Source organism: Psychrobacter sp. GW64-MNA-CIBAN-0177 (assembly GCF_040309585.1).
GTDB lineage: Bacteria > Pseudomonadota > Gammaproteobacteria > Pseudomonadales > Moraxellaceae > Psychrobacter > Psychrobacter okhotskensis.
Genome location: NZ_JBEOOY010000009.1, coordinates 77,298 through 97,801 on the forward strand (window position 1 = coordinate 77,298; position 20,504 = coordinate 97,801).

Consider the following 20,504-nt stretch of genomic DNA (forward strand, 5'->3'; position numbering starts at 1 on the left):
ACAGCAATGTTACACAAAAAATTAAATGCCGTTGTTGCGACTAATCTTGACTGTCCGCCAAAGATACTTTATCAATAATTTTCAATCACTTGCATCAGCTCGTACCTGAGCATATCTGCGCTTGGCATGCGCTCAGCGTGAAAGCGCACGATAGCAATGCCAGCACTGGCTAAAGCTTTGTCCTTTTTATCGTCCGCCTTTTGCCGTGCCTTACTACTATGCGTCCAATCATCCAGCTCGATTGCCAGCAATGTGGTCTGGGCATCAACATCAACGATCACATAATCCACACTTTGACGGCAAATACGATTGAACCAAAAGCTACGCTCAGAGGTCTCATCACTATTGGCTTCAATGATGCGTGACAGCTGAACTTGCACAAAGATATGATATTCTGGTAGCGCATTTTTTAACTTATTAAAAAATATTACCTCGGTATCGGTCATAATGGGCATTGGGGCAAATGGCCAAATAGCCAGCTCATCGCCGCGTACTGGCTTTGGATCAGGCTCGGCGCTTTCACGTCTTGCTAACAGCTTTGGTAACGTAATCAGCCCTAAGAATCCAACGGCCAACATTAAAAATATAACGCCAAATGACATGGTTTTACCTTATACAGTAGGAGCGTGAGAGGCGGTATAGCGTGACTATTATGAGCTTTAGGAAGTCAGTATTTGCCTATCACAACAGGGCAACCCTTATAGGTTGACAGGTTATACAGAAAGAAATAATAAACGGTATGCATGGTAGCTAAGCCTACCTCAATGGGCAAACACTAAAACAAAAAACACGACAATAGATGTCGTGTTTGAATAAAATTAGCTAGAACGAAAAAGAACCTAATTAAGAGAGTGTTGATTATTGAGCAATAATGATCAGTTACAGCAAGATGGACGCTAGTATTTTAACGCCAGTAAAGTACCCAAGCGCTCGTCGTATTTACCTTGGGATCACTATTGATTTTGTCTTTTAGTGCCAAGGCAGCGACTTTACCACGTTCAGGACCGACGACGACTCGGACGCCACGACTGGTAGCGCTAGTCTTCACTTGATAGCCTGCTGACTTGAATTTTTTGGCCAATTCATCGGCTTTGGCTTGGTCATTCGCCAGGGCAACTTGTACCCCAAAGCTACCTTTAGCGTCTGTCTCTTTGACTTCTTTACGGGCTTCACTGAGTTTCTGCTGCGCTTCACGTTTGGCATCAGTCGACTTCTTGGCGAGCGCCTCTTCTTTTTGACGCTTCTCTTCACGAGCCTGTTCGGCTGCTGCTGCTTCACGTGCTAAACGATCTACCTGCTTACGCGATGGAATAGTAATACTCTGACCCAGTTGTAACGATGTCGATGGCGAAAGATTATTCGCTTGTGCTAAGACTTCTACAGGCATGTTGTATTGCCGCGCCAGTTTTATCAACCCATCACCTCTTTTTACTTGATAGTCAGAAGGCGATTTTGGTGGTTCATTCTTGGCAGCTTCTGCTGCTTGTTCAACCGCTTGTTTCTTTTTCTCAGCCATAGTCTGAGCCTCAGCTTGCTTTTTTGCTTCCGCTTGGCGTTTGGCTTCAGCCTGTCGCTTTGCTTCCGCTTCTTTTTTGGCAGCGGCTTGTTCTTTTAGCGCGGCCTGTCTTTTGGCTTCTTGTTGCTGGGCTTGAGCGGCCTGTTGCTTGTCATTGTCGCTCGTAGCGACAGTTGCTTCATTATTGGTACTAGGCTGTGCGCTTGAGGGTTGAACCACATTTTGAGCAGCTGCTGAACTGTTGTCATCTTCGGCAGCAGGCGCGCTATTGGCTATATACTGCTGATTTTCCGCCCGCGATTTTGCCAAGGCTTGCGCCTCCGCAGTCTCTTGCTCCGTCAAAAACTGCTGCGCCCGCTTTTCTTGCTCAGCTACCCGCGCCGCCCGTTCTTTTTGCTTTTGCGCTAGGATACGTTTTTCAGTGTCGATGTCAGTGGTGAGTGGCTGCGGTGCCGCTTGCTCGGCGCTGGGCTTATCGACCATCGCGGTCACGGGCTCAGGTTTATTACCGTCACCAATTTGTTGCACCATGGCATATAGCATTACGCTACCACCGATAATCATCCCAATGCCCAATAAGGCTTGTCTCGAAAAGTTCATCCGTTTACGTCTCTTAGTTGGTAATAAGGTTGATTGGTCGGCACGGTTATTGTTAAAACCCTATCGGCTAATATCCTACCAGTGGTTTTGATAAGTAGTTTTGATAATTAGCCGCTGCCGCCCGTTACTGCCATCATCTCTCAAAGATTATGTCATATTTATAACAGCACGTTTTTATGAAAACGCTTTTTTATGAAAATACCTTTTATAAAGCATCTTATAATAAATCTATTTGTTTGCAAAAGCTCTTTGATTATAAAGTATATTTTTCATGCTGTCTGCTCTCACGCTGCTGTTAAGATAAGGGTCTATTGAACATTCAAATGTGGCACTGGCAGTCCTAATACTTGAATGTTCAATAGACCCTAACATTAAACTGGTCATATTTTCACTTAATTTCTCATTCTTCAAACGCTGCCAATACCTCACCAATGGTATGGAACGAACCACAAACGACAATGAGGTCTTGCGCCTGACTGCCATTTATAACGGCATCGGTCGCTTCTGATAAACGTTTAAATTCATGTATTTGTGCACTATCCACATAGTTGCTCAAGATACGTTGCAGCTGCTCGGTGCTCGCCGCACGCGGATAGTCAATCTCAGCGATGAACCAGTCGCTAATCGGCAAGCCTGATTCGGTCAAACGTTGAACGACCTTGTCGATATCTTTATCCGCCAGCATAGAAAAGAGCATTTTGATAGTTGCAGGTGCGCTATTGGTTTGTTCATCACTATTTTGCTGCGCCACATGTTGCTGCCAGAGCGGTAGTAATTGCGCTAATAAAAACTCAACGCCTTGCTCATTATGTGCCACATCAAACAACCAGTGACGATTCTCTAACTCTCGATAGTCAAAGCGCCCTGCAAGCTTAACGGTCTGTAGCGCCTGCTCAATAGCAGCGATATCGACAGCCAATGAACTGGCCAGCACTGCTGATAAGGCATTGGCAGTATTGGTTAGTGACAGTGCTGGTCTTGGCAACTGTAGAGTAACAGCAGCATTACTATATTGCCAAGTAATTGCATCGATCTCGCGATAATGGAAGTCTTTGCCAACTTGATAACAAGTCGCCTGATTCTTATCGATAGCCTGCTGCACACTGGTTGGCATGTCGGTAGCGCCGTAAATCAGAGGCATATCATTGCGTAAGATACCTGCTTTTTCGCGGCCAATATCTTCGACATTGTCACCAAGCCAATCGACATGATCGATGCCAATATTGGTAATGACTGCCATATCAGGGTCAATAATATTGACGACATCTAAGCGACCACCGAGTCCCACTTCTAGCACCCATACATCACAGTCGGCTTCGGCAAATATCAATAATGCAGCCAATGTGGTCATCTCAAAAAACGACAACGTCAAAGCGCACTGTAATCGCGCCGCTTCTACTTTGCAAAAAGCGTTGATTAGTATCTCATCGCTGACCATTTCGCCATTGATACGTACACGCTCGTTAAAAGCACTCAGATGCGGTGATTGATAGAGAGCTGTCTTGTAACCCGCTGCTAGGCACATCTGTGCAATCACTGCCGTCGTCGAGCCTTTACCATTGGTGCCTGCTACGGTAAATACATAAGCATCGTCTTTCGCTGACTGCACCACGCCTAATGCTTCAGCAACTGGCAACACTCGCGACAAGCCCATATCTATCGCTGATACGTGTATCTGTTGCATGTAATCTAACCATATCGTTATGCTGGCTTTATCATTGGGGCTAGTGGAATTAGAAACTTGAGAATCAGACATGGCGCAAACCTATATTTAATTTTATGAAAATAGAGACTGTATATTTGCTAACTAAAAACCAAAAATAGCACTTACCGTCATATAACGATAAATGCTATTAAAGAGTTTTGCATATTTTAGAGATATTAGCACGCTGCTAAGCAGTTATAAACTGAATCAGCTGCTCATGCTCATTATCCTGTGCTAAGCATCAACATTAGGAACGCCACATAATTTCGCTAGCAAGCGATAAATGGTATCGATTAGCTGATGACGATGTACCACTTCATCGACCACGCCATGCTCTAACAAGAACTCAGCACGCTGGAACGGCTCTTCTAATGTCTCACGAACTGTTTGCTCAATCACGCGCTTGCCAGCAAAGCCAATCATGGCTTTTGGTTCTGCCAGATGAATATCACCGAGCATCGCGAGCGATGCCGTCACACCGCCATAAACAGGGTTGGTCAGCACCACGATATACGGCACGCCAGCAATTCTTAAGCGTTCAATCGCTGCTGCGGTACGAGCCATTTGCATCAAAGACAATAGTCCTTCTTGCATACGCGCGCCGCCTGAAGCTGCAAAGCAAAGTAACGGCTTTTTCTCTTCAAGCGCTTTTTCCGCCGCTTGTACAAATCGATCGCCAACGACTGACCCCATCGAGCCACCCATAAAGCGGAAATCAAAAGCACAAGCCACGACATCAAGATTGCGCAGCTTACCATACATAGCAATCAGCGCTTCAGATTCGCCTGTTTTTTCTTGCGCTTCACTCATGCGCTTTGGATATGGCTTACTATCGACGAATCTCAGCGGATCTTTTGCCGTAAATTCTTGCCCAAGCTCACCATCTACTTGATCCAATATCCAATGCAGACGCTCACGAGCACTCATCGGTAAATGATGATCGCAGTGCGGGCACACATAACAGTTAAAAATCAGCGCCGTGTTAGTAATCATCGAATGACAATTACTGCACTTGGTTGACGGCTCAGTCTCTACTGCTGTCAAAGGCGCTGTCAATTGCTGCTTGATACCCGGTATCGGGCGATTAAACCACGATTGCCCAGCGGTGTTCCCGTTCGGCTCGGCATTGGTTTTTTCAGTATTGTTCGGCGTAGTCATGTCAGGTTTTGTTATTGTATCAGTCATATTATTTGCCATCATCAAAGGCTTATCGACAAGTTGGCTCATTCCCTTGTCCTTGAGAGTTTAATGGTTGTCTAGACCAAACGTCAAATACCAGCATAACATGAGCCGTTATGCGACACGTTTACGTACCTATCTTTACGTATCTATCTTTACGTATCTATCTTTACGTATCTATCTTTACGTATCTATCTTTACGTATCTATCTTTAGGTACATATATGACAGTCTATTGTACTTATTGATACCTATTATGCTTATCGATATCAAGCAATCTATAGAACGATCAATAAATGCTATTTTAACAACCACTATTATAATTATATTAGTTTACACTCGTAAACTAAATTTAGCAAAGTCATTTAACTTTGTGTTTATAAATACTAAGTGCTTATAAATACTAAGTGCTTATAAATACTAAGCGCTCATAAATACTAAGCGCTCATAAATACTAAGTCTTTATAAACCGTAAATTAAGGTGGCTACGCTATTGACCATTTCTCAAGTTAAGACCATAAAACCCATACAGTATTGATGGCAGATGTTAAATGATAGATATTGGATGGATAGCGACGCTAAATACGTTCATTCCGCGAATCAAGTCCACGACTCACTCTACTGATAATTTTTATAAGCGATCGGTATATCAGGCAATCACTATATAAATCTAAGCGCTCAAGCTATCCAACGCGCCGCGTAGTTCATCCATTTTACTCATGATTTTTTGCTGAGCAGCAGCAACAGCAGTCGCATCACTTGCATCTATATCAGCAAAGTTTTGCACCAACGCACTACCGACAATAATACCATCGGCATGCTCACCAATCGCTTTGGCAGATGCCGCATCACGAATACCAAAACCCACGCATACTGGCAAATCGGTCTCGGCTTTAATCGCTTGCACTTGAGTCGCTACATCATTTGTATCGAGCGTTGCTGAACCGGTGACGCCTTTTAGCGAAACGTAATAAATATAGCCGCCACAATGGGTTAATACTTGCTTACGGCGCTCAGGCAAAGTGGTCGGTGATAATAAGAAAATCTCATTTATCGAGTTGTCAGTCAAATGCTGGGTAAAGCTGCCCGCCTCTGCTGGCGGCAAATCAACCATCAATATGCCATCGACGCCTGACTGCTCACACAGCGCAACGAAGTTATCATAACCAATGATTTCAACTGGATTGAGATAGCCCATTAAAATAATTGGTGTTTGCGTGTCTTGCTGACGAAATTCTTCGACCATTTTTAGCGCATCACGAGTACTAGTGCCTGCGGCTAAAGCGCGCTCGCCAGCCAAGGCAACTGTTGGGCCATCTGCCATCGGATCAGAGAATGGTAAACCGACTTCGATCATATCGGCGCCGTGTTTCACTAAGTCGTGCAACAGACCTACCGTAGTGGTCGGATTAGGATCGCCTGCCATAACATAAGGAATCAGGGCTTTTTTATTTTGTGATTTTAAGGTTTCAAAGGTACTTTCAATTCGGGTCATAGTGATCTCTTATAATTTTGTTAAATAAATTTTTAGCTTATATAAGTGTATTCTTACCAGCCAATATCCATTAAATTATCAGGATTGTCCTGCGACAAATATTTAATATCATCAGTTCTTTGCTTATGAAAAGTATTCATAATATTTAGAATTTCACGCTGCTCTATGTAGTATAGACCGTTTAAAACATTGTACCTCTCGCACAGTGGAATATTTTTATTAAATATTAGACCTTGCACCCTGTTCCCTCGGTTTTTCATCTTTCTACTATATATTTCTGTGTAATCTATCCAAAAACCAATAGTGCTTCCTTGAATTCGGTTAAGATAAAATGCTTTAACGTCATCATAATTTATGACTTTATCGTGCTGAAAATTTTTATTAGCTATATAAAACTGAGACGTCAATTGGATATTGTCTTTATCGATTATAAGTATGGGGATATGCTTCCAAGTCCATTTTTTAGCAATCCATGGATTTGGCACAGCGGAATTCTTAGTGATCCTATATATCCAGTAAGATAGTAAAAACAAACCTAAACAACACATTATCCATACAACCTTAATGTCTTGTATTGATTCATATAGACTCATTGTCTCAAAACTAGCCCACCAACTCATAAAAAATAAAATAATAGTAACTTGTATTATTACAAACATCATTAAGTAGAGAATATAGCTCTGCCAAAAACTGACACTTTCAGTAGGCACACCCACACTTATTGTGACTGGCGCTGTTAGCACCGCTTGGTCTGGATACTTGCCCAACTGGCTAGGCTTACTAGGTATTAAGCGGTTCAAATTCATGAAGGCATACTATGGATAATTAAAAAATAGTTATCAATTAGCGTATTGAGATTTATGATACCTAATCGAGTTAATACGCTGCTAAACTTTCTTATACAACCATCTAAACCACTCTATTCTTACTACATCTCAATCCCTTCTGCTTTCATCACTGAATGCAGATCTTTGTCACCGCGACCTGACATATTAACGACGATCGTCTGGTCAGGTGTCATGGTTTTCGCCAGTTTCAATGCATAAGCGACGGCATGAGCAGTTTCAAGCGCAGGAATGATGCCTTCTTTGCGCGTTGCCTCATGGAAGCCTTCTAGCGCCTCTTTATCCGTACAACCAACATACTCAACACGCTTCATGTCTTTTAGGAAGCTATGCTCTGGGCCGACACCAGGATAATCAAGACCCGCTGAGATAGAATGCGTCTCTTGAATCTGACCATCATCATCTGCCATTAGGTAAGTACGGTTACCATGTAGCACACCGATACGGCCAGCAGCCAATGGTGCTGAATGACGACCTGACTCGATACCATCGCCTGTTGCCTCGACGCCATACATCTTAACTTCAGTATCGTTTAGGAAGTCAAAGAACAAACCAATCGCGTTTGAGCCACCGCCAACACACGCAACCAAGGCATCAGGCATTTTGCCTGTTTTTTCTAGATGCTGAATGCGTGCTTCTTTACCGATAATCGCTTGGAAATCACGAACCAACAGCGGATAAGGATGCGGGCCTGCCACAGTACCGATAATGTAATAGGTGCTATCCACATTGGTCACCCAGTCACGCATGGCTTCGTTCATTGCGTCTTTGAGCGTACGTGAGCCAGAAGTGACTGGCACAACTGTCGCGCCAAGCAAGCGCATACGATAGACGTTCATCTTTTGACGCTCGACATCGTCAGCACCCATATAGACGATACACTCTAGTCCTAAGCGTGCCGCAATCGTTGCCGTCGCGACGCCATGCTGCCCTGCACCGGTCTCAGCGATGATACGTTTTTTACCACACATTTTGGCAAGCAATGCCTGACCAATGGTGTTATTTACTTTATGCGCACCGGTATGGTTTAGATCTTCACGCTTAAAATAAATTTGCGCACCGCCAATCTCATCACTGAGACGCTTGGCATGATACAGCGGCGTTGGACGACCGACATAATTGACCAAATCGTTGTGATACTCTTCCCAGAATGCAGGATCGGCTTTGACTTTGGTGTATAACGCTTCTAGCTCTTCTAGTGCTGCCATCAAGGTTTCAGAGACAAAACGACCGCCATGCACACCAAAGTGCCCACGGGCATCAGGATACTGATTGAAGTCTTGGACATCAGTTGGATTGGTAAAAGTATTGACGGCTTGTGCCGTGGCTGATAAATCTTTGTTAGCGACATGACTCATGATAATTCCTACTGTAATAAGTGGTATTTTTTAATATAAATAGTGGAGAACGAAAAAATAAGATTTAAGCAGAAAATCGGAATAACGACCAAACAAGGATAAAGGTGCTTTATGAATCGCTTAGATGGCGTCAGTGACCGTCACGCTTTGCCATCGATCGCGTTTGACCGCTTTCATAAAGGCGCGCATTTTGGCAGCATCTTTTTTGCCTTTAGCCGCCTCGATACCACCGCTGACATCAACAGCGTAAATGGGTAACTCTGTCGTCGCAGCGACGTTTTGAGCATCAAGACCGCCCGCTAAGACAATCGGTAACGAGCTATGGTGAGGAATAAGGCTCCAATCAAAGCGCGCGCCTGTACCACCATATTTATGCTGATGATAAGCATCGAGCAAAATACTACTTGCCCCTGCCGCTGCAAAGCTATCAATACGCGCGCTTACGCTAGCAAGGGTATCTTTCTCCGCATTGATGCGTAAGGCTTTTATCCAGCGTTTATTGACCGCATTTGCCAGTTGTTGGCACTGCTCAGGGCTTTCATCACCGTGGAATTGAATGATATCAAATGCAACATGGTTCGCCAGTTCAACCAACTCTTCGTGTGACATATTAACCACCAAGGCGACGACGCTGACAAAGGCAGGAACGGCGATGCTTAAGGTTTGGGCTTGTTCCATGGTCACAGCACGTGGACTGGGCGGATAAAATACCAAGCCGACCGCATCGACACCCAATTGGGTGGCAGTATGAATATCAGCTACGTCGGTAAACCCGCAAAACTTCACGTGCATGGTGTGACCTTAAAATACAGCAGCCATAGATTGGCTGTCATAGCGATTAAGCATAAAATGATGAGGATTTGTTACTCAATGAGTAAATCAATTGCATCCAAAAACTTATCCTAGCATACTTTTATTCATAGTTTTGTTTATGATTGCGATTGATTAATATGAGGATACTTAATGTCTAACACTGCGTCGGCAACTACCACTACCATTGATGACAACGATGGCAATAATAATAGCAACGATGATAATACCAGCCTAACCTCTGCCCATTATTTGATGTGGTTTCGCCGTGATCTACGCCTACATGACAACACCGCTTTAGCAGCGCTTTGTGAGCGTGCCCGTGATAATGACGCATCAGTAAGCGCTGTGTTCTTCCTCACCCCTGAGCAATGGCAAACGCACGACATGTCCTTGGTTCAACTCGATCATATCGCCCGTACCTTGCCAATATTGGCAAATGACTTGCACAAACAGTTAAATATCACCTTGCATGTACAGGTTTGCGATAGTTTCTCTGATTGTGTGGATTCATTAGACGCCTTATGTGCAGCCAATAATATTAGCTGCGTCATGGCCAATCATGAATATGAGGGCAATGAGATTGAGCGCGACGCACAATTGAGCCAGCTGCTTGCAAAAAGTGACATCGAGTTTATACGCTGGCATGATCAATGTATTTTACCACCGAAAAGCATCACTACCAATGACGACAGTATGTATCAAGTATTTACGCCATTTTATAAAAAATGGCGGCATACCTTGGAAGTTAGCAACATACAACTGCATAAAGCTTTAGCAATCAATAGTGATAACGCTACTTTAAAAATATCGAAACAGACCGTCAATAATGCCAACACGATAGAAGCATTAAGCCAAAAAGTGGTTAAGGATTATCAACAGTCATTAGCAAATAATACCCAGCTCAGTCATATTGATAGCGAGGCACAGCTTACTAACGCACGTGCTGCCTATCCTGCTGGGGAAGTGGCCGCTTGTCACCGCTTGGATCAATTCGTTGCAGATGATATTCATAACTATGATGTGAGCCGCGATGTGCCAAGCTTACATGCCACCAGTCAGTTGTCAGCGTATCTGACAATTGGGGTCATCAGTCCCAGACTTTGCTACCTACAAGCGGCTAAAGCACAAGAACAATTGCATGGTAATGATGGCGACAATGAAGACATTAATCGCTGGATCAGTGAGCTGGCGTGGCGAGACTTTTATCGCCATGTATTAGACTATAAGCCAGAACTTATCCAGCATCAAGCTTATAAAAATGAGACCGATGTTAAGATTAATTGGTCATACAATGAGGATGATTTTGATGCGTGGTGTACGGGCAGGACGGGTGTGCCCTTAGTCGATGCCGCGATGCGTTGCTTAAATGCGACGGGCTTTATGCACAATCGCTTACGCATGGTCACCGCGATGTTTTTGACCAAAGACTTATTGATTGATTGGCGCTTAGGCGAGCGCTATTTTATGCAGCAACTGATAGACGGCGACTTTGCCTCAAATAATGGCGGCTGGCAATGGAGCGCATCGACCGGTACGGACTCTGCGCCCTACTTCCGTATTATGAATCCCTTTAGCCAAGCCAAAACTCATGACCCTGATGGGGAATTCATAAAGGAATGGTTACCTGAATTAAAGGATATGCCTGCCAGCATTTTGCATAGCGAAGACAAGATACGTAAAGCTATCAACACAGACGATAGGTTTAGGCGGTTAGATTACCCCGCCCCAATGGTCGAACACAAAGCGGCACGGCAACTGGCGATTACTGAATTTAAAAAATAAGTATTGAATTAAAAAACAGTCATGAGTTTAAAAAAGTCGTAAAGCTGATATGTTTGAGAAGAAAGCGTTAGCTGTTTACTTTGGCTTTATTTTGCGGCGCACTGCCAGTTTGTACCAAACTACTTTGTGCCGCCTTAGCGTTACCAGTATCGATAGCTGGCTTTACTATTCGCGTCTGAATCGTATAAATGGCATACGCTAGACAAGTAAAGCTTATAATGAGCAGCACCCAAGTCGCAAAAGATAGCGACTCCGTTTCTTTGCGGTGTTTGGTTAATTTGCGCTTCTCATGAGCAGACGGCTGATTATTAGGAGTTGTCATATATGCCACCTCTTACATTATATAAGCTTAGTATTAACGACAGCATTTATAAAGCTATCGTTAATAATAAATAAGTCCTGCTATATAATATAGTAACCTTATTACCAATAATTTCAAGCAACATCTGCTAATCGGCGTAGCAATTCATTAAAGCGTTTTCATTTAACTACCCGTACTAAAACATTCTCTCTCCAAAACCTTTTATTAATAAAACCTAAGCATTAAGCCGTTGGCAATTGGCACGCCCCTGCGCCCTGCGTGGTGACCGTGACCACAGCTCCTGTCAACGCAAACAGCTGTTGTATCTGCGTTTGAGCGTTTTTTAGTGCCATGTTCATGACATCGCCGCGACAAGCACGCTCAAGCACTTCTTTTTTTGCCATACTCTGTGCTTGCTCCCAGATTTTAGGATCCACTTGCATCATACCAAAAGCCCCAGTTTGCCAATCATAAATCTCGATATCATCTAGATAAACCGAAAATATCTCTGAGGGTGGCAAAGTAATATCAATCTGCGGCATCATTGAGACTGGCGTGTTCGCGTCGCCCTCCTCTGTTTCACCTACATTAGTATTAGACTGAATATCAGGTTGTACCACTTGTACCATCTCAGGTGTCAATGCGCTTAAATCAATCCCTGCTTCTACGCGGCCGCGGGCGATAAACAACCCTTTTTGTTCATCTTGCCAAAGTTTCATCCAACTCCCTGGGCGCTCGCTTGTGATAACGGTATCTACACTAAAGGCGACCGTTTGTAGCCGATTGAGCTGCTGGATTTGCGTGACCACACCCTCACGAGTAATGGTCTCTATTGGCGCCTCTTTATTCAGATTTTGCACAGTATAAATCGCAAAAACGATGGCGGCCAGACCAATAAGTAATACCAGCCACGACATCAGAGCAATGGGCTTTTTTACTGGCTGAGCAGTGGTGTTATTGCTGGCAGAAGAACGTTTATCAGGATTGATCATTTAAGCCACCTTAAGGTTTCATCGTTTATTGTTAGAGTTTTATCATGTGTTTATCAAAAGCTTTATTTATGGACACGTCTTATATAAAAGCCTCTTCTAGAAACTGTGTTTGATCATTCGCTTAATCAGCTTTTTATGAATAGAGTCCGTAAATATGGTGTGACTTAGATGATGTTTTTGAACCATTACTTCAAGTAATAACTACCAATCCTCTACATAATTGTTGACAAATATCCCTACATAAAAAGAGTAGAGATCTTTATACAAATGTCTTTAAAATCAGTAAATCATCAGATGATTGAGGTGAGACTGAGCTGTTTCTACGATGTTCGCTCTGAAAAAACAAAAAGTCATTGCGTCTTAGGCAAACTTTACCTAACATAGTCAGATTGCATGAACAAAATGCCAGCATATATTTATTCTTCAGGCTTTTAGTCTGAATATTTGTGTTTGCATAGCCCGATATATTGATGCATCAACTACAACTACGCCCTGCTGTGTGCAGGATGTGGTTACTAAAGTGCTTTTTGTAAAAGCCTTCTTTCGCTAGGCAATGTCCTAGCCTATTACCAAGTAATAAAGGTAAGCTTGCGGCGGTTCTGAGACTTTCAGCAACATGCTCAACATCCTACTACTTCTTATTTTTTATCGTTGATAAGGTTACGCTTTATTTATGAAAGCCAGTCAATTTTTGTTTGCTACTCTAAAAGAAACCCCAAGTGATGCCGATATCGCTTCAAGCCAATTAATGGTGCGCGCCGGTCTTATTCGTAAAATCGCTTCTGGGTTATATATTTGGTTGCCCATGGGGCTACGCGTCTTGCAAAAAGTCGAACGTATTGTTCGTGAAGAGATGCAGAATATTGGCGGGCAAGAAGTGCTCATGCCAATGACTCAGCCAGCAGAACTCTGGCAAACGACCGGTCGTTTTAATGATTACGGCCCTGAGCTATTGCGCTTTAAAGACCGCCATGATCGCGACTTTGTGCTTGGTCCGACCCATGAAGAAGTCATCACTAATCTTGCGCAAGGCGAGCTACGTAGTTATAAACAGCTACCGATTACTTTCTTTCAAATTCAAAACAAATTCCGTGATGAGATTCGTCCACGCTTTGGTGTGATGCGCGCACGCGAATTTACTATGAAAGATGCCTATTCATTTCATGTTGATCAGGCCTCATTGGCCAAGACCTATCATGATATGTATGACGCTTACACGCGCATCTTTACCCGTTTGGGTTTAGATTTTCGCGCGGTACAAGCAGACACTGGCTCTATCGGTGGTTTTGCGTCGCACGAGTTTCATGTCTTAGCAGATAGCGGTGAAGATGATATCGCCTTTTCAGATTCTTCTGATTATGCAGCGAACGTTGAGCTGGCAGAATCGGTGAGCACTGCTGAGCGGCAGCCACCCAAAATGGAACGCGAAGACGTGTTAACTGAAGAGATGACCAGTTGTAAAATGGTTGCTGAACATTTGGATGTTCCATTAGCCACTACGGTTAAAACCTTAATCGTCCATGGTCATAATGAGAATGATGAGCCACAGCTTATAGCGATCGTACTGCGCGGTGATCATCAATTAAATACGATTAAAGCGGAGAAAATCGAAGAAGCCAACGTCCCTTTGACTATGGCCTCTGATGAAGAGCTAAAAGCCGCAGGTTTGCATAAAGGCTATATCGGTGTTGACTTAGATATGCCGGTGTTTGTCGATCGTTCAGCAGCAGCACTATCAGATTTTGTCTGCGGTGCGAATGAAGTCAATAAACATACCATCGGTATGAACTGGGCACGTGATACTCGCATCACACGTATTGTTGATGTGCGTAACGTGCAAGAAGGCGACCCTTCTCCTGATGGTAAAGGCAGTCTAAAAATCAAACGCGGTATCGAAGTGGGTCATATCTTCCAGCTCGGTGATAAGTACTCGCAAGCGATGAATGCGACCGTATCTGGTGAAGATGGCAAGCCAGTCACTCTAATGATGGGTTGCTACGGTATTGGTGTCAGCCGTATTATCGCTGCTGCTATCGAACAGAATAACGATGAAAACGGTATCATGTGGCCAAAAACGCCGACCGTTGACGATTCGATTGCACCTTTTGAAGTCGCTATCATACCGATGAAGTCAAAAGAAGAGACCGTCATGCAGACCGCTACTGCCCTGTATGACGAGTTAAAGGCTCAAGGTATCAACGTGCTACTCGATGACCGTAACGAGCGTCCTGGCGTTAAGTTTGCTGATCTTGAATTGATTGGTATTCCGCACCGTATCGTCGTCTCTGATCGCAATCTTGCAGAGGACAAATACGAGTACGTCAATCGCCGTGAGACAGAAAAGCAGATGCTAAGCCGTGAAGAAGTAATAGCAAAAGTAAGCGGCAAATAGTTTTACTCGTAAAAACTGTGCCATAAAAAGCGCCTATCTCATTTAATGAGATAGGCGCTTTTTTACTTCTAAAAAATGAAAATTGTTATTTGATATTATATTTTTTAGCAATCACCTTACTACGTTTCTGACTCTCATTAGCGGTGCAAACATTAGCGCCAATCTGGGCGTACACCACAGAATTATTCATTGGACCGTCGTATTCAAAGTCACACTTATCGCTGCGACTCTTTAACCATATACGTTGTTCTTTGTCCAACTGCTGTTGTTGTGTCGTATTCAAAGTACGATAAGCACTCATATAAATTTTATTAAGGCGATTTTTTTCGACTATAATCGCATCATTACCACAATCATAAGCCACTTCCATATAAGCATCTTCACAGTTATATTGATTTTCAATAAACTCCGCTTGTGCCGATTGCATGAGAGAGATAGACAAAGCAGCTGCCGCTAGCGCCGTCAAAAAACCAGTTGCCCATTTCATCTTGACCTCCCAAGCAAAGCAAAATAATATCTGCCTAAATAAGTATATAAACGCATTTGATGAGTATTAGCAAGTACTCTTAGTCTACTGACGAATCAAGCGGCTTGGCTGTGGTAATAAGCGGATATCACTCACACGGCAAGGATTGATATCGATACCGCCGCGGCGCGTATACCACGCACGAACCATCAACTCGCTTGGCTCATACTGTTTGCTTAAATCAGCAAATATCTGCTCGACACACTGCTCATGAAAACCATTATGCTGGCGGAAACTTAAGATATAACGCAGCATGCCAGCGTCGTCGACTGTCTTATCACTGGTCATCGAAACCGCCAATGTACCCCAATCTGGCTGATTGGTCACCGGACAATTACTACGCAGTAAATTAGAATAAAAAGTATAAGGCTGAGCACTGGCAATTTCTGAATGAGCATTCGTTCTAGCATCGCTCAATAAAGATGCATCAGGATGCTCGCATAATGCAATCTTTTCGCTAGTATTGGCAAGCGCGTCATCAATACACGCACCCTCAGGCTGAGCAATCAATAACTCTGATGTCTTATCATAAAGATTATCATCTAAGCCAAACAGCTCAACTTGCACTTCTGCTTGTACGCATGCCGATAAGTCTTTAGCAATCAGCGTTTGCACAGCTTCCCAACTAGGGAATTCGGTAAAGTTGATACTGTTCAAATACAGCTTAAGTGATTTTGACTCGACGATAAATGGCGAGCTAGCAGGAATACCAAAACGTGCGATAGCCACTTGCGAGAGTCCTTGCGGATTCAACCAAGACATCTCAAATGCCTGCCACCAATCGATGCCAACCATCAACTTATCATCTTGCCAGCCAATGGCATCACGCCCCATACTGCGGGCAATAGGATATAAGGTTTCTGGACTATACTCAGTTGGATAGTCAGTAGTTTGCTCACCCAAGATACCGTGAATACTCATAAGTTACTTACCTTTCATGCTTAAATATAATGAAATAACAACCAGTCATTTTACAGCAATGGGCTATTTTATGGGAATCATTTGCCAGTCTGATGCAGAATCTGTCTTTACATAGTTAAAGCGTACTCGGTAAGCAGCAGTATCGCTATCGTTCATTTTGAAATAGAAATCTACCAATAAGCTCTCATTGGTAATCCATTCAACCTCTACCTTGTGAACCATTGGATTATCTTTGCTACCATTATAAAATTTTAAATGTTGTCGGAATTTATCGTAATCCCTGTTATTTTTTTCGTCATACTGGTAAGCACCGCTCTTATCTTTTTTCCAGATCATGACATTTTCTTCTCCTGGAAACTCAACTTTAACTGTAGCTGCATAAGTCATACCTGGTGAAAACGTCAAATGAGATCCTTCAAACTCTTGCTTGAAGCCTGAATTTAAATCAATCAATACTGTATTGTTAATCTCATAGATTTGCCCAGATAGATAAAGCCAGTTCTTATCTGCATCATAATGGTCTAAAAGATAAACATATCTAAGCTCTTTTTCTCCTTCTGCAAAATCGTCCGTCAATACTATAGGACTTGTATGATTGGGCAGTGTGATAATAGTTTTATTTAACTGACGAGAAACATATTTTGATAAGTGCCATTTCTTAATGAGTTTCTGATTATAAATCATCAAGCTTTTATCTAAGCAATCTTGATAAATCCGCTCATCCTTACTATTGCAATCCTTACCCCAGTTAGGATAAATGGGCTTGTCTAGTGCTTTCCAAACATAGTCATCCATTGTCGCTTTGGGCAGTTCTGCTTGCGCTGGCATTGATAGCATTGATAGCATTAGCAGTATTGCACTCATCATACAGATGCGAATTGAATGGGCTACTGGTAGAGTTACTTGCATATGAGAGTTAAACCTTTTTATTATTTTTTAATCGTTGGTATTAGCATCAGCTGAAACTCTCTGCCATTTACCTTCTTTATTGTCAGCCGCATAAATATAGCGCACGCGAAATGCTACCGTGTCAGTGGGATTGACTCTGTAATAAAAATCAACGTTGATTTTATTATCGCTTGTCCAACTGATATCTCGCGCTTCGTACACCTCATGTTTTTTGTCCTCATTATCATTTTGCTCATATAATTCATTACTACCAAATACCATTGTATAGCGTCCGTCATTGTTAGCTTTTTGACGATCCCATAACATTATATCTTTAGCCATACCTCCTCACTTGTCGATGGCTCTAAAGCTAAAGGCGCTGCCTGTGCATCTAAGGCTGCTATTGTGGTCAATATAAATAGTCCTGCGACAGTCAATGCTGTTTTTATATAACGAGAAATAGCGATCATTTATATATCACCTGCATGTAGCTGCCACTTATCCGTTGAGGCATTCTTAATAAAGGTATAACGCACTCGAAAAGCTGCGGAATCCTTTTCATTTAGCTTATAAAAATAATCTGCATAAAATTTACTATCATTCAACCAAGTAAGGGTTTCGGCATCATAAACCAGCTTGGCTTTGTCCGCTTGATAAAAATTTTTATGACTGTCGTAGTTTTTTGAATCGTCACTACTGCTATAGACTTGTTTATAGTAGCCTTCATAGTAACCACTATCTTGCAGTGCCCAAATATTAATGTTTTCAGTAGCGCCCATCTCGCTTTCAAACCCTACGATATATCTCATATCAGGCGAAACACTTAGCTTCCTAAAATCAAAATCTTGCCAAAACCCAGTCTTCAAATTGACCACTGTCAGAGTTTCTGATTCATAAAAGCTTTGATGTATGGTCAGTAATTGCCGCGATTTATCATAATATTTTAATGAATAATAAGCATTGAAATCGGTCTCAAAAGGACTGGAATAATCAACCAATACTAGTGGGTGTTTACGATTAGGCACGTCAATATAAATCGCATTTCTTTCTCGAATAACTCTGTCGTCAATCCCCCACTGCTTACTAAACGCATTATCAACATCTTCTCGCAAGTTATAAAGGCAATTTTGTAGAGCCGCATGAGTCTCATATTTGTAATCATGATTACAGTCATATTTATAAGATGCAGGATCTAGAGGCTTCTCCATAACCACCCAATCATAATCATCGGTAGTCGCGAACGATGCCGCGATAGCAGTAATGGAAAAGCTACTTAATGCAGCTAGTATAAAAAACTTGTGTATTAGTGAAGTTTTAAACATAAAAAAAAGCCCAACAATGTTAGGCTTTTATAATAAGACTATCGGTATACTGATGACAAGTTACCGAGGTGATAAATTAACTACAAGCGCACACGCGAGCCATCGCTTAGTAAACGATAAGAGATGACATAAAACACCACGCAAAATACAAAAATCGCTGCCATTGAATACCAGACGTTGACATCAGAATAGCCCAAAATTCCGTAGCGGAACGAATTCACCATATAGACAATGGGATTGAGTAACGAGACGTTTTGCCAAAATGTTGATAACCCTTCCATTGAGTAAAAGACGCCGCCCAAAAAGGTAAGAGGCGTTAATACAAAGCTCGGAATAATAGAGATATCATCAAATGAGCGGGCAAAAACGGCATTAATAAAGCCGCCCAGCGAAAACAGTATCGAAGTACCAAGCACGGTAAATATCGTCACAAATAAATGTTCAATACCAAGATCGGTAAAGAACAGCGCGACGATAGAGACAATAATAGCAATGGCCAAACCACGGAAGATACCACCGCTGACGTAACCCATTAAGATAGCATGCTTGGAGACAGGAGAGACTAACAGCTCTTCAATACTCGCGGTAAACTTGGCACTAAAAAAACTAGAGACCACATTAGAGTAACTGTTGGTAATCACGGCCATCATAATAAGACCAGGGACGATGAACTGCATATAAGGTACACCGCCCATCTCGCCTACTCTATCGCCTATCATTTTACCAAAGATAACGAAGTAGAGCGTCATAGTAATGACGGGTGGCAACAAAGTCTGTGGCCAAATACGCAAAATTCGGCGTACTTCTTTTAGCAATATCGTCCGAAAAGCAATCCATTTTTTGGACCATGACATACTGTCATTAGGGTCTACTACTATTTTCTGATTCATAGTCCTGACTCCTTCATACTGTCTTGATTCTGAATATTTTGGTCGACAAGGCGCATAAACAGCTCTTCTAAACGGTTAGACTTATTACGCATACTGGCAATAGTAATACCTTGCTCGGACAATTGCGTAAACACGCCATTCAATGACTCACCTTCTGTTAAGGTTACCTCAAGCGTGAGATCATCTGGTTGCACCACTTCAGTCACGCCCGTCAGTTGCAAGGGATGCTCAAGCGGCGCCGAGACGTCAAAGACAAAGGTCTCGACCGACAACTGCGCCAGCAAATCCTTCATATCTGTATTGATTCGAATCTCACCATGATCCAAGATAGCGATGCGCTTACACAGCTGCTCAGCCTCTTCAAGATAATGGGTCGTCAGAATAATCGTGGTGTTCTCTTCGACATTAATCTGCTGCATAAACTCCCACATAGAACGGCGCAGCTCAATATCGACCCCTGCGGTTGGCTCATCGAGAATCAATAGCTTAGGCTTATGAATCAGCGCTCGGGCAATCATTAAACGACGTTTCATACCGCCTGACAGCTCCCGCGACTTACTATCACGTTTATCCCAGAGACCCAATGCTTTTAGCAAGCGCTCAGCGCGTGGCTTTGCCTCTTTGGCAGAAATACCAAAATAACCTGCTTGGGTTATCAGAATATCTTCTACTTTTTCAAACATGTTAAAGTTAAATTCTTGTGGGACGACGCCAAGATACTGTTTAGCCACCGAAGGATTGGCTAATAAGTCGACACCAAAAATATTTACACTGCCGCTGGTTGGCTTAAATAATGAACTAATAATGCCAATCATCGTCGATTTACCAGCACCGTTCGGTCCTAGTAGCGCAAAAAAACCACCTTGTGGCACCGTTAAACTGACATCTTTTAATGCCGAAAACCCGTTATCATAAGTTTTGGATAAGTTCTGAATAGATAGCGCTGGTACTTCAGACATGAATACCTCTTTATTTGTTAT

Annotated in this window: 20 protein-coding genes; 2 read left to right on the forward strand and 18 right to left on the reverse strand. The window is 42.8% G+C overall.

Annotation, left to right across the window (positions count from 1 at the left end):
* Positions 1–71 precede the first annotated feature (71 nt).
* From AAEY79_RS07925 to AAEY79_RS07960, 8 genes are all read right to left on the reverse strand, one after another.
* Complete coding sequence (locus AAEY79_RS07925) at positions 72–602, reverse strand: DUF2726 domain-containing protein (protein ID WP_350587727.1); 531 nt, start codon at positions 600–602, stop codon at positions 72–74.
* Between the two features lie 302 nt (positions 603–904).
* A complete protein-coding gene (locus tag AAEY79_RS07930; protein WP_025652172.1) occupies positions 905–2,116 on the reverse strand; it encodes a LysM peptidoglycan-binding domain-containing protein in 1,212 nt (403 codons plus the stop codon).
* A gap of 400 nt (positions 2,117–2,516) precedes the next feature.
* Positions 2,517–3,872: a bifunctional tetrahydrofolate synthase/dihydrofolate synthase gene (gene folC, locus AAEY79_RS07935; protein WP_350587728.1), complete on the reverse strand. Its 1,356-nt coding sequence runs from the start codon at positions 3,870–3,872 to the stop codon at positions 2,517–2,519.
* A 183-nt stretch (positions 3,873–4,055) separates the two neighbouring features.
* Positions 4,056–5,018 carry an acetyl-CoA carboxylase, carboxyltransferase subunit beta gene (accD, locus tag AAEY79_RS07940; protein WP_025652170.1) on the reverse strand — a complete coding sequence of 321 codons (963 nt, stop codon included), beginning with the start codon at positions 5,016–5,018 and terminating at the stop codon, positions 4,056–4,058.
* Between the two features lie 651 nt (positions 5,019–5,669).
* The gene (gene trpA / locus AAEY79_RS07945; RefSeq protein WP_201617452.1) at positions 5,670–6,494 is read right to left on the reverse strand and encodes a tryptophan synthase subunit alpha; all 825 of its coding nucleotides are present in this window, start codon (positions 6,492–6,494) and stop codon (positions 5,670–5,672) included.
* Positions 6,495–6,547: 53 nt separating this feature from the next.
* The gene (locus AAEY79_RS07950; RefSeq protein ID WP_350587729.1) at positions 6,548–7,300 is read right to left on the reverse strand and encodes a hypothetical protein; all 753 of its coding nucleotides are present in this window, start codon (positions 7,298–7,300) and stop codon (positions 6,548–6,550) included.
* A gap of 122 nt (positions 7,301–7,422) precedes the next feature.
* A complete protein-coding gene (trpB, locus tag AAEY79_RS07955) occupies positions 7,423–8,697 on the reverse strand; it encodes a tryptophan synthase subunit beta (RefSeq protein WP_201575537.1) in 1,275 nt (424 codons plus the stop codon).
* Between the two features lie 120 nt (positions 8,698–8,817).
* The gene (locus AAEY79_RS07960; RefSeq protein ID WP_025652165.1) at positions 8,818–9,489 is read right to left on the reverse strand and encodes a phosphoribosylanthranilate isomerase; all 672 of its coding nucleotides are present in this window, start codon (positions 9,487–9,489) and stop codon (positions 8,818–8,820) included.
* Between the two features lie 171 nt (positions 9,490–9,660).
* On the opposite strand from AAEY79_RS07960, the gene AAEY79_RS07965 reads away from it, so the two are divergent.
* Positions 9,661–11,292: an FAD-binding domain-containing protein gene (locus AAEY79_RS07965; RefSeq protein ID WP_350587730.1), complete on the forward strand. Its 1,632-nt coding sequence runs from the start codon at positions 9,661–9,663 to the stop codon at positions 11,290–11,292.
* Between the two features lie 67 nt (positions 11,293–11,359).
* Here AAEY79_RS07965 and AAEY79_RS07970 read toward each other — a convergent pair whose 3' ends face one another.
* Both AAEY79_RS07970 and AAEY79_RS07975 read right to left on the reverse strand, forming a co-directional pair.
* Positions 11,360–11,614, reverse strand: coding sequence for a hypothetical protein (locus AAEY79_RS07970; RefSeq protein WP_025652163.1), 255 nt, complete (start codon positions 11,612–11,614; stop codon positions 11,360–11,362).
* Between the two features lie 221 nt (positions 11,615–11,835).
* The gene (locus AAEY79_RS07975) at positions 11,836–12,585 is read right to left on the reverse strand and encodes a DUF4230 domain-containing protein (RefSeq protein WP_350587731.1); all 750 of its coding nucleotides are present in this window, start codon (positions 12,583–12,585) and stop codon (positions 11,836–11,838) included.
* Between the two features lie 673 nt (positions 12,586–13,258).
* Between AAEY79_RS07975 and AAEY79_RS07980 the strand changes: the two genes are divergently transcribed.
* Complete coding sequence (locus tag AAEY79_RS07980) at positions 13,259–14,977, forward strand: proline--tRNA ligase (RefSeq protein WP_101211300.1); 1,719 nt, start codon at positions 13,259–13,261, stop codon at positions 14,975–14,977.
* Between the two features lie 85 nt (positions 14,978–15,062).
* Here the strand turns inward: AAEY79_RS07980 and AAEY79_RS07985 are convergent, their stop codons facing one another.
* The 8 genes from AAEY79_RS07985 to AAEY79_RS08020 form a co-directional block, all read right to left on the reverse strand.
* Positions 15,063–15,464, reverse strand: a complete 402-nt coding sequence (locus AAEY79_RS07985) for a lysozyme inhibitor LprI family protein (protein ID WP_201566314.1) — start codon at positions 15,462–15,464, stop codon at positions 15,063–15,065.
* Between the two features lie 84 nt (positions 15,465–15,548).
* Complete coding sequence (gene queF / locus AAEY79_RS07990; RefSeq protein WP_201575543.1) at positions 15,549–16,424, reverse strand: NADPH-dependent 7-cyano-7-deazaguanine reductase QueF; 876 nt, start codon at positions 16,422–16,424, stop codon at positions 15,549–15,551.
* A 63-nt stretch (positions 16,425–16,487) separates the two neighbouring features.
* Entirely contained in the window at positions 16,488–17,333 is an 846-nt protein-coding gene (locus tag AAEY79_RS07995) for a hypothetical protein (protein ID WP_350587732.1), read from the reverse strand.
* Positions 17,334–17,360: 27 nt separating this feature from the next.
* Positions 17,361–17,654 carry a hypothetical protein gene (locus AAEY79_RS08000; protein ID WP_201582303.1) on the reverse strand — a complete coding sequence of 98 codons (294 nt, stop codon included), beginning with the start codon at positions 17,652–17,654 and terminating at the stop codon, positions 17,361–17,363.
* Positions 17,639–17,782 (reverse strand): hypothetical protein, encoded by a 144-nt coding sequence (locus AAEY79_RS08005; protein ID WP_156915615.1) that lies wholly within the window; start codon positions 17,780–17,782, stop codon positions 17,639–17,641. Before AAEY79_RS08005 ends, AAEY79_RS08000 begins: the two co-directional genes overlap by 16 nt.
* On the reverse strand, positions 17,783–18,634 hold the full coding sequence (locus AAEY79_RS08010) for a hypothetical protein (protein WP_101211296.1): 852 nt from the start codon (positions 18,632–18,634) through the stop codon (positions 17,783–17,785).
* Positions 18,635–18,714: 80 nt separating this feature from the next.
* A complete protein-coding gene (locus AAEY79_RS08015) occupies positions 18,715–19,488 on the reverse strand; it encodes an ABC transporter permease (RefSeq protein ID WP_025652155.1) in 774 nt (257 codons plus the stop codon).
* A gap of 32 nt (positions 19,489–19,520) precedes the next feature.
* Positions 19,521–20,483: an ABC transporter ATP-binding protein gene (locus tag AAEY79_RS08020; protein ID WP_025652154.1), complete on the reverse strand. Its 963-nt coding sequence runs from the start codon at positions 20,481–20,483 to the stop codon at positions 19,521–19,523.
* Positions 20,484–20,504 lie beyond the last annotated feature (21 nt).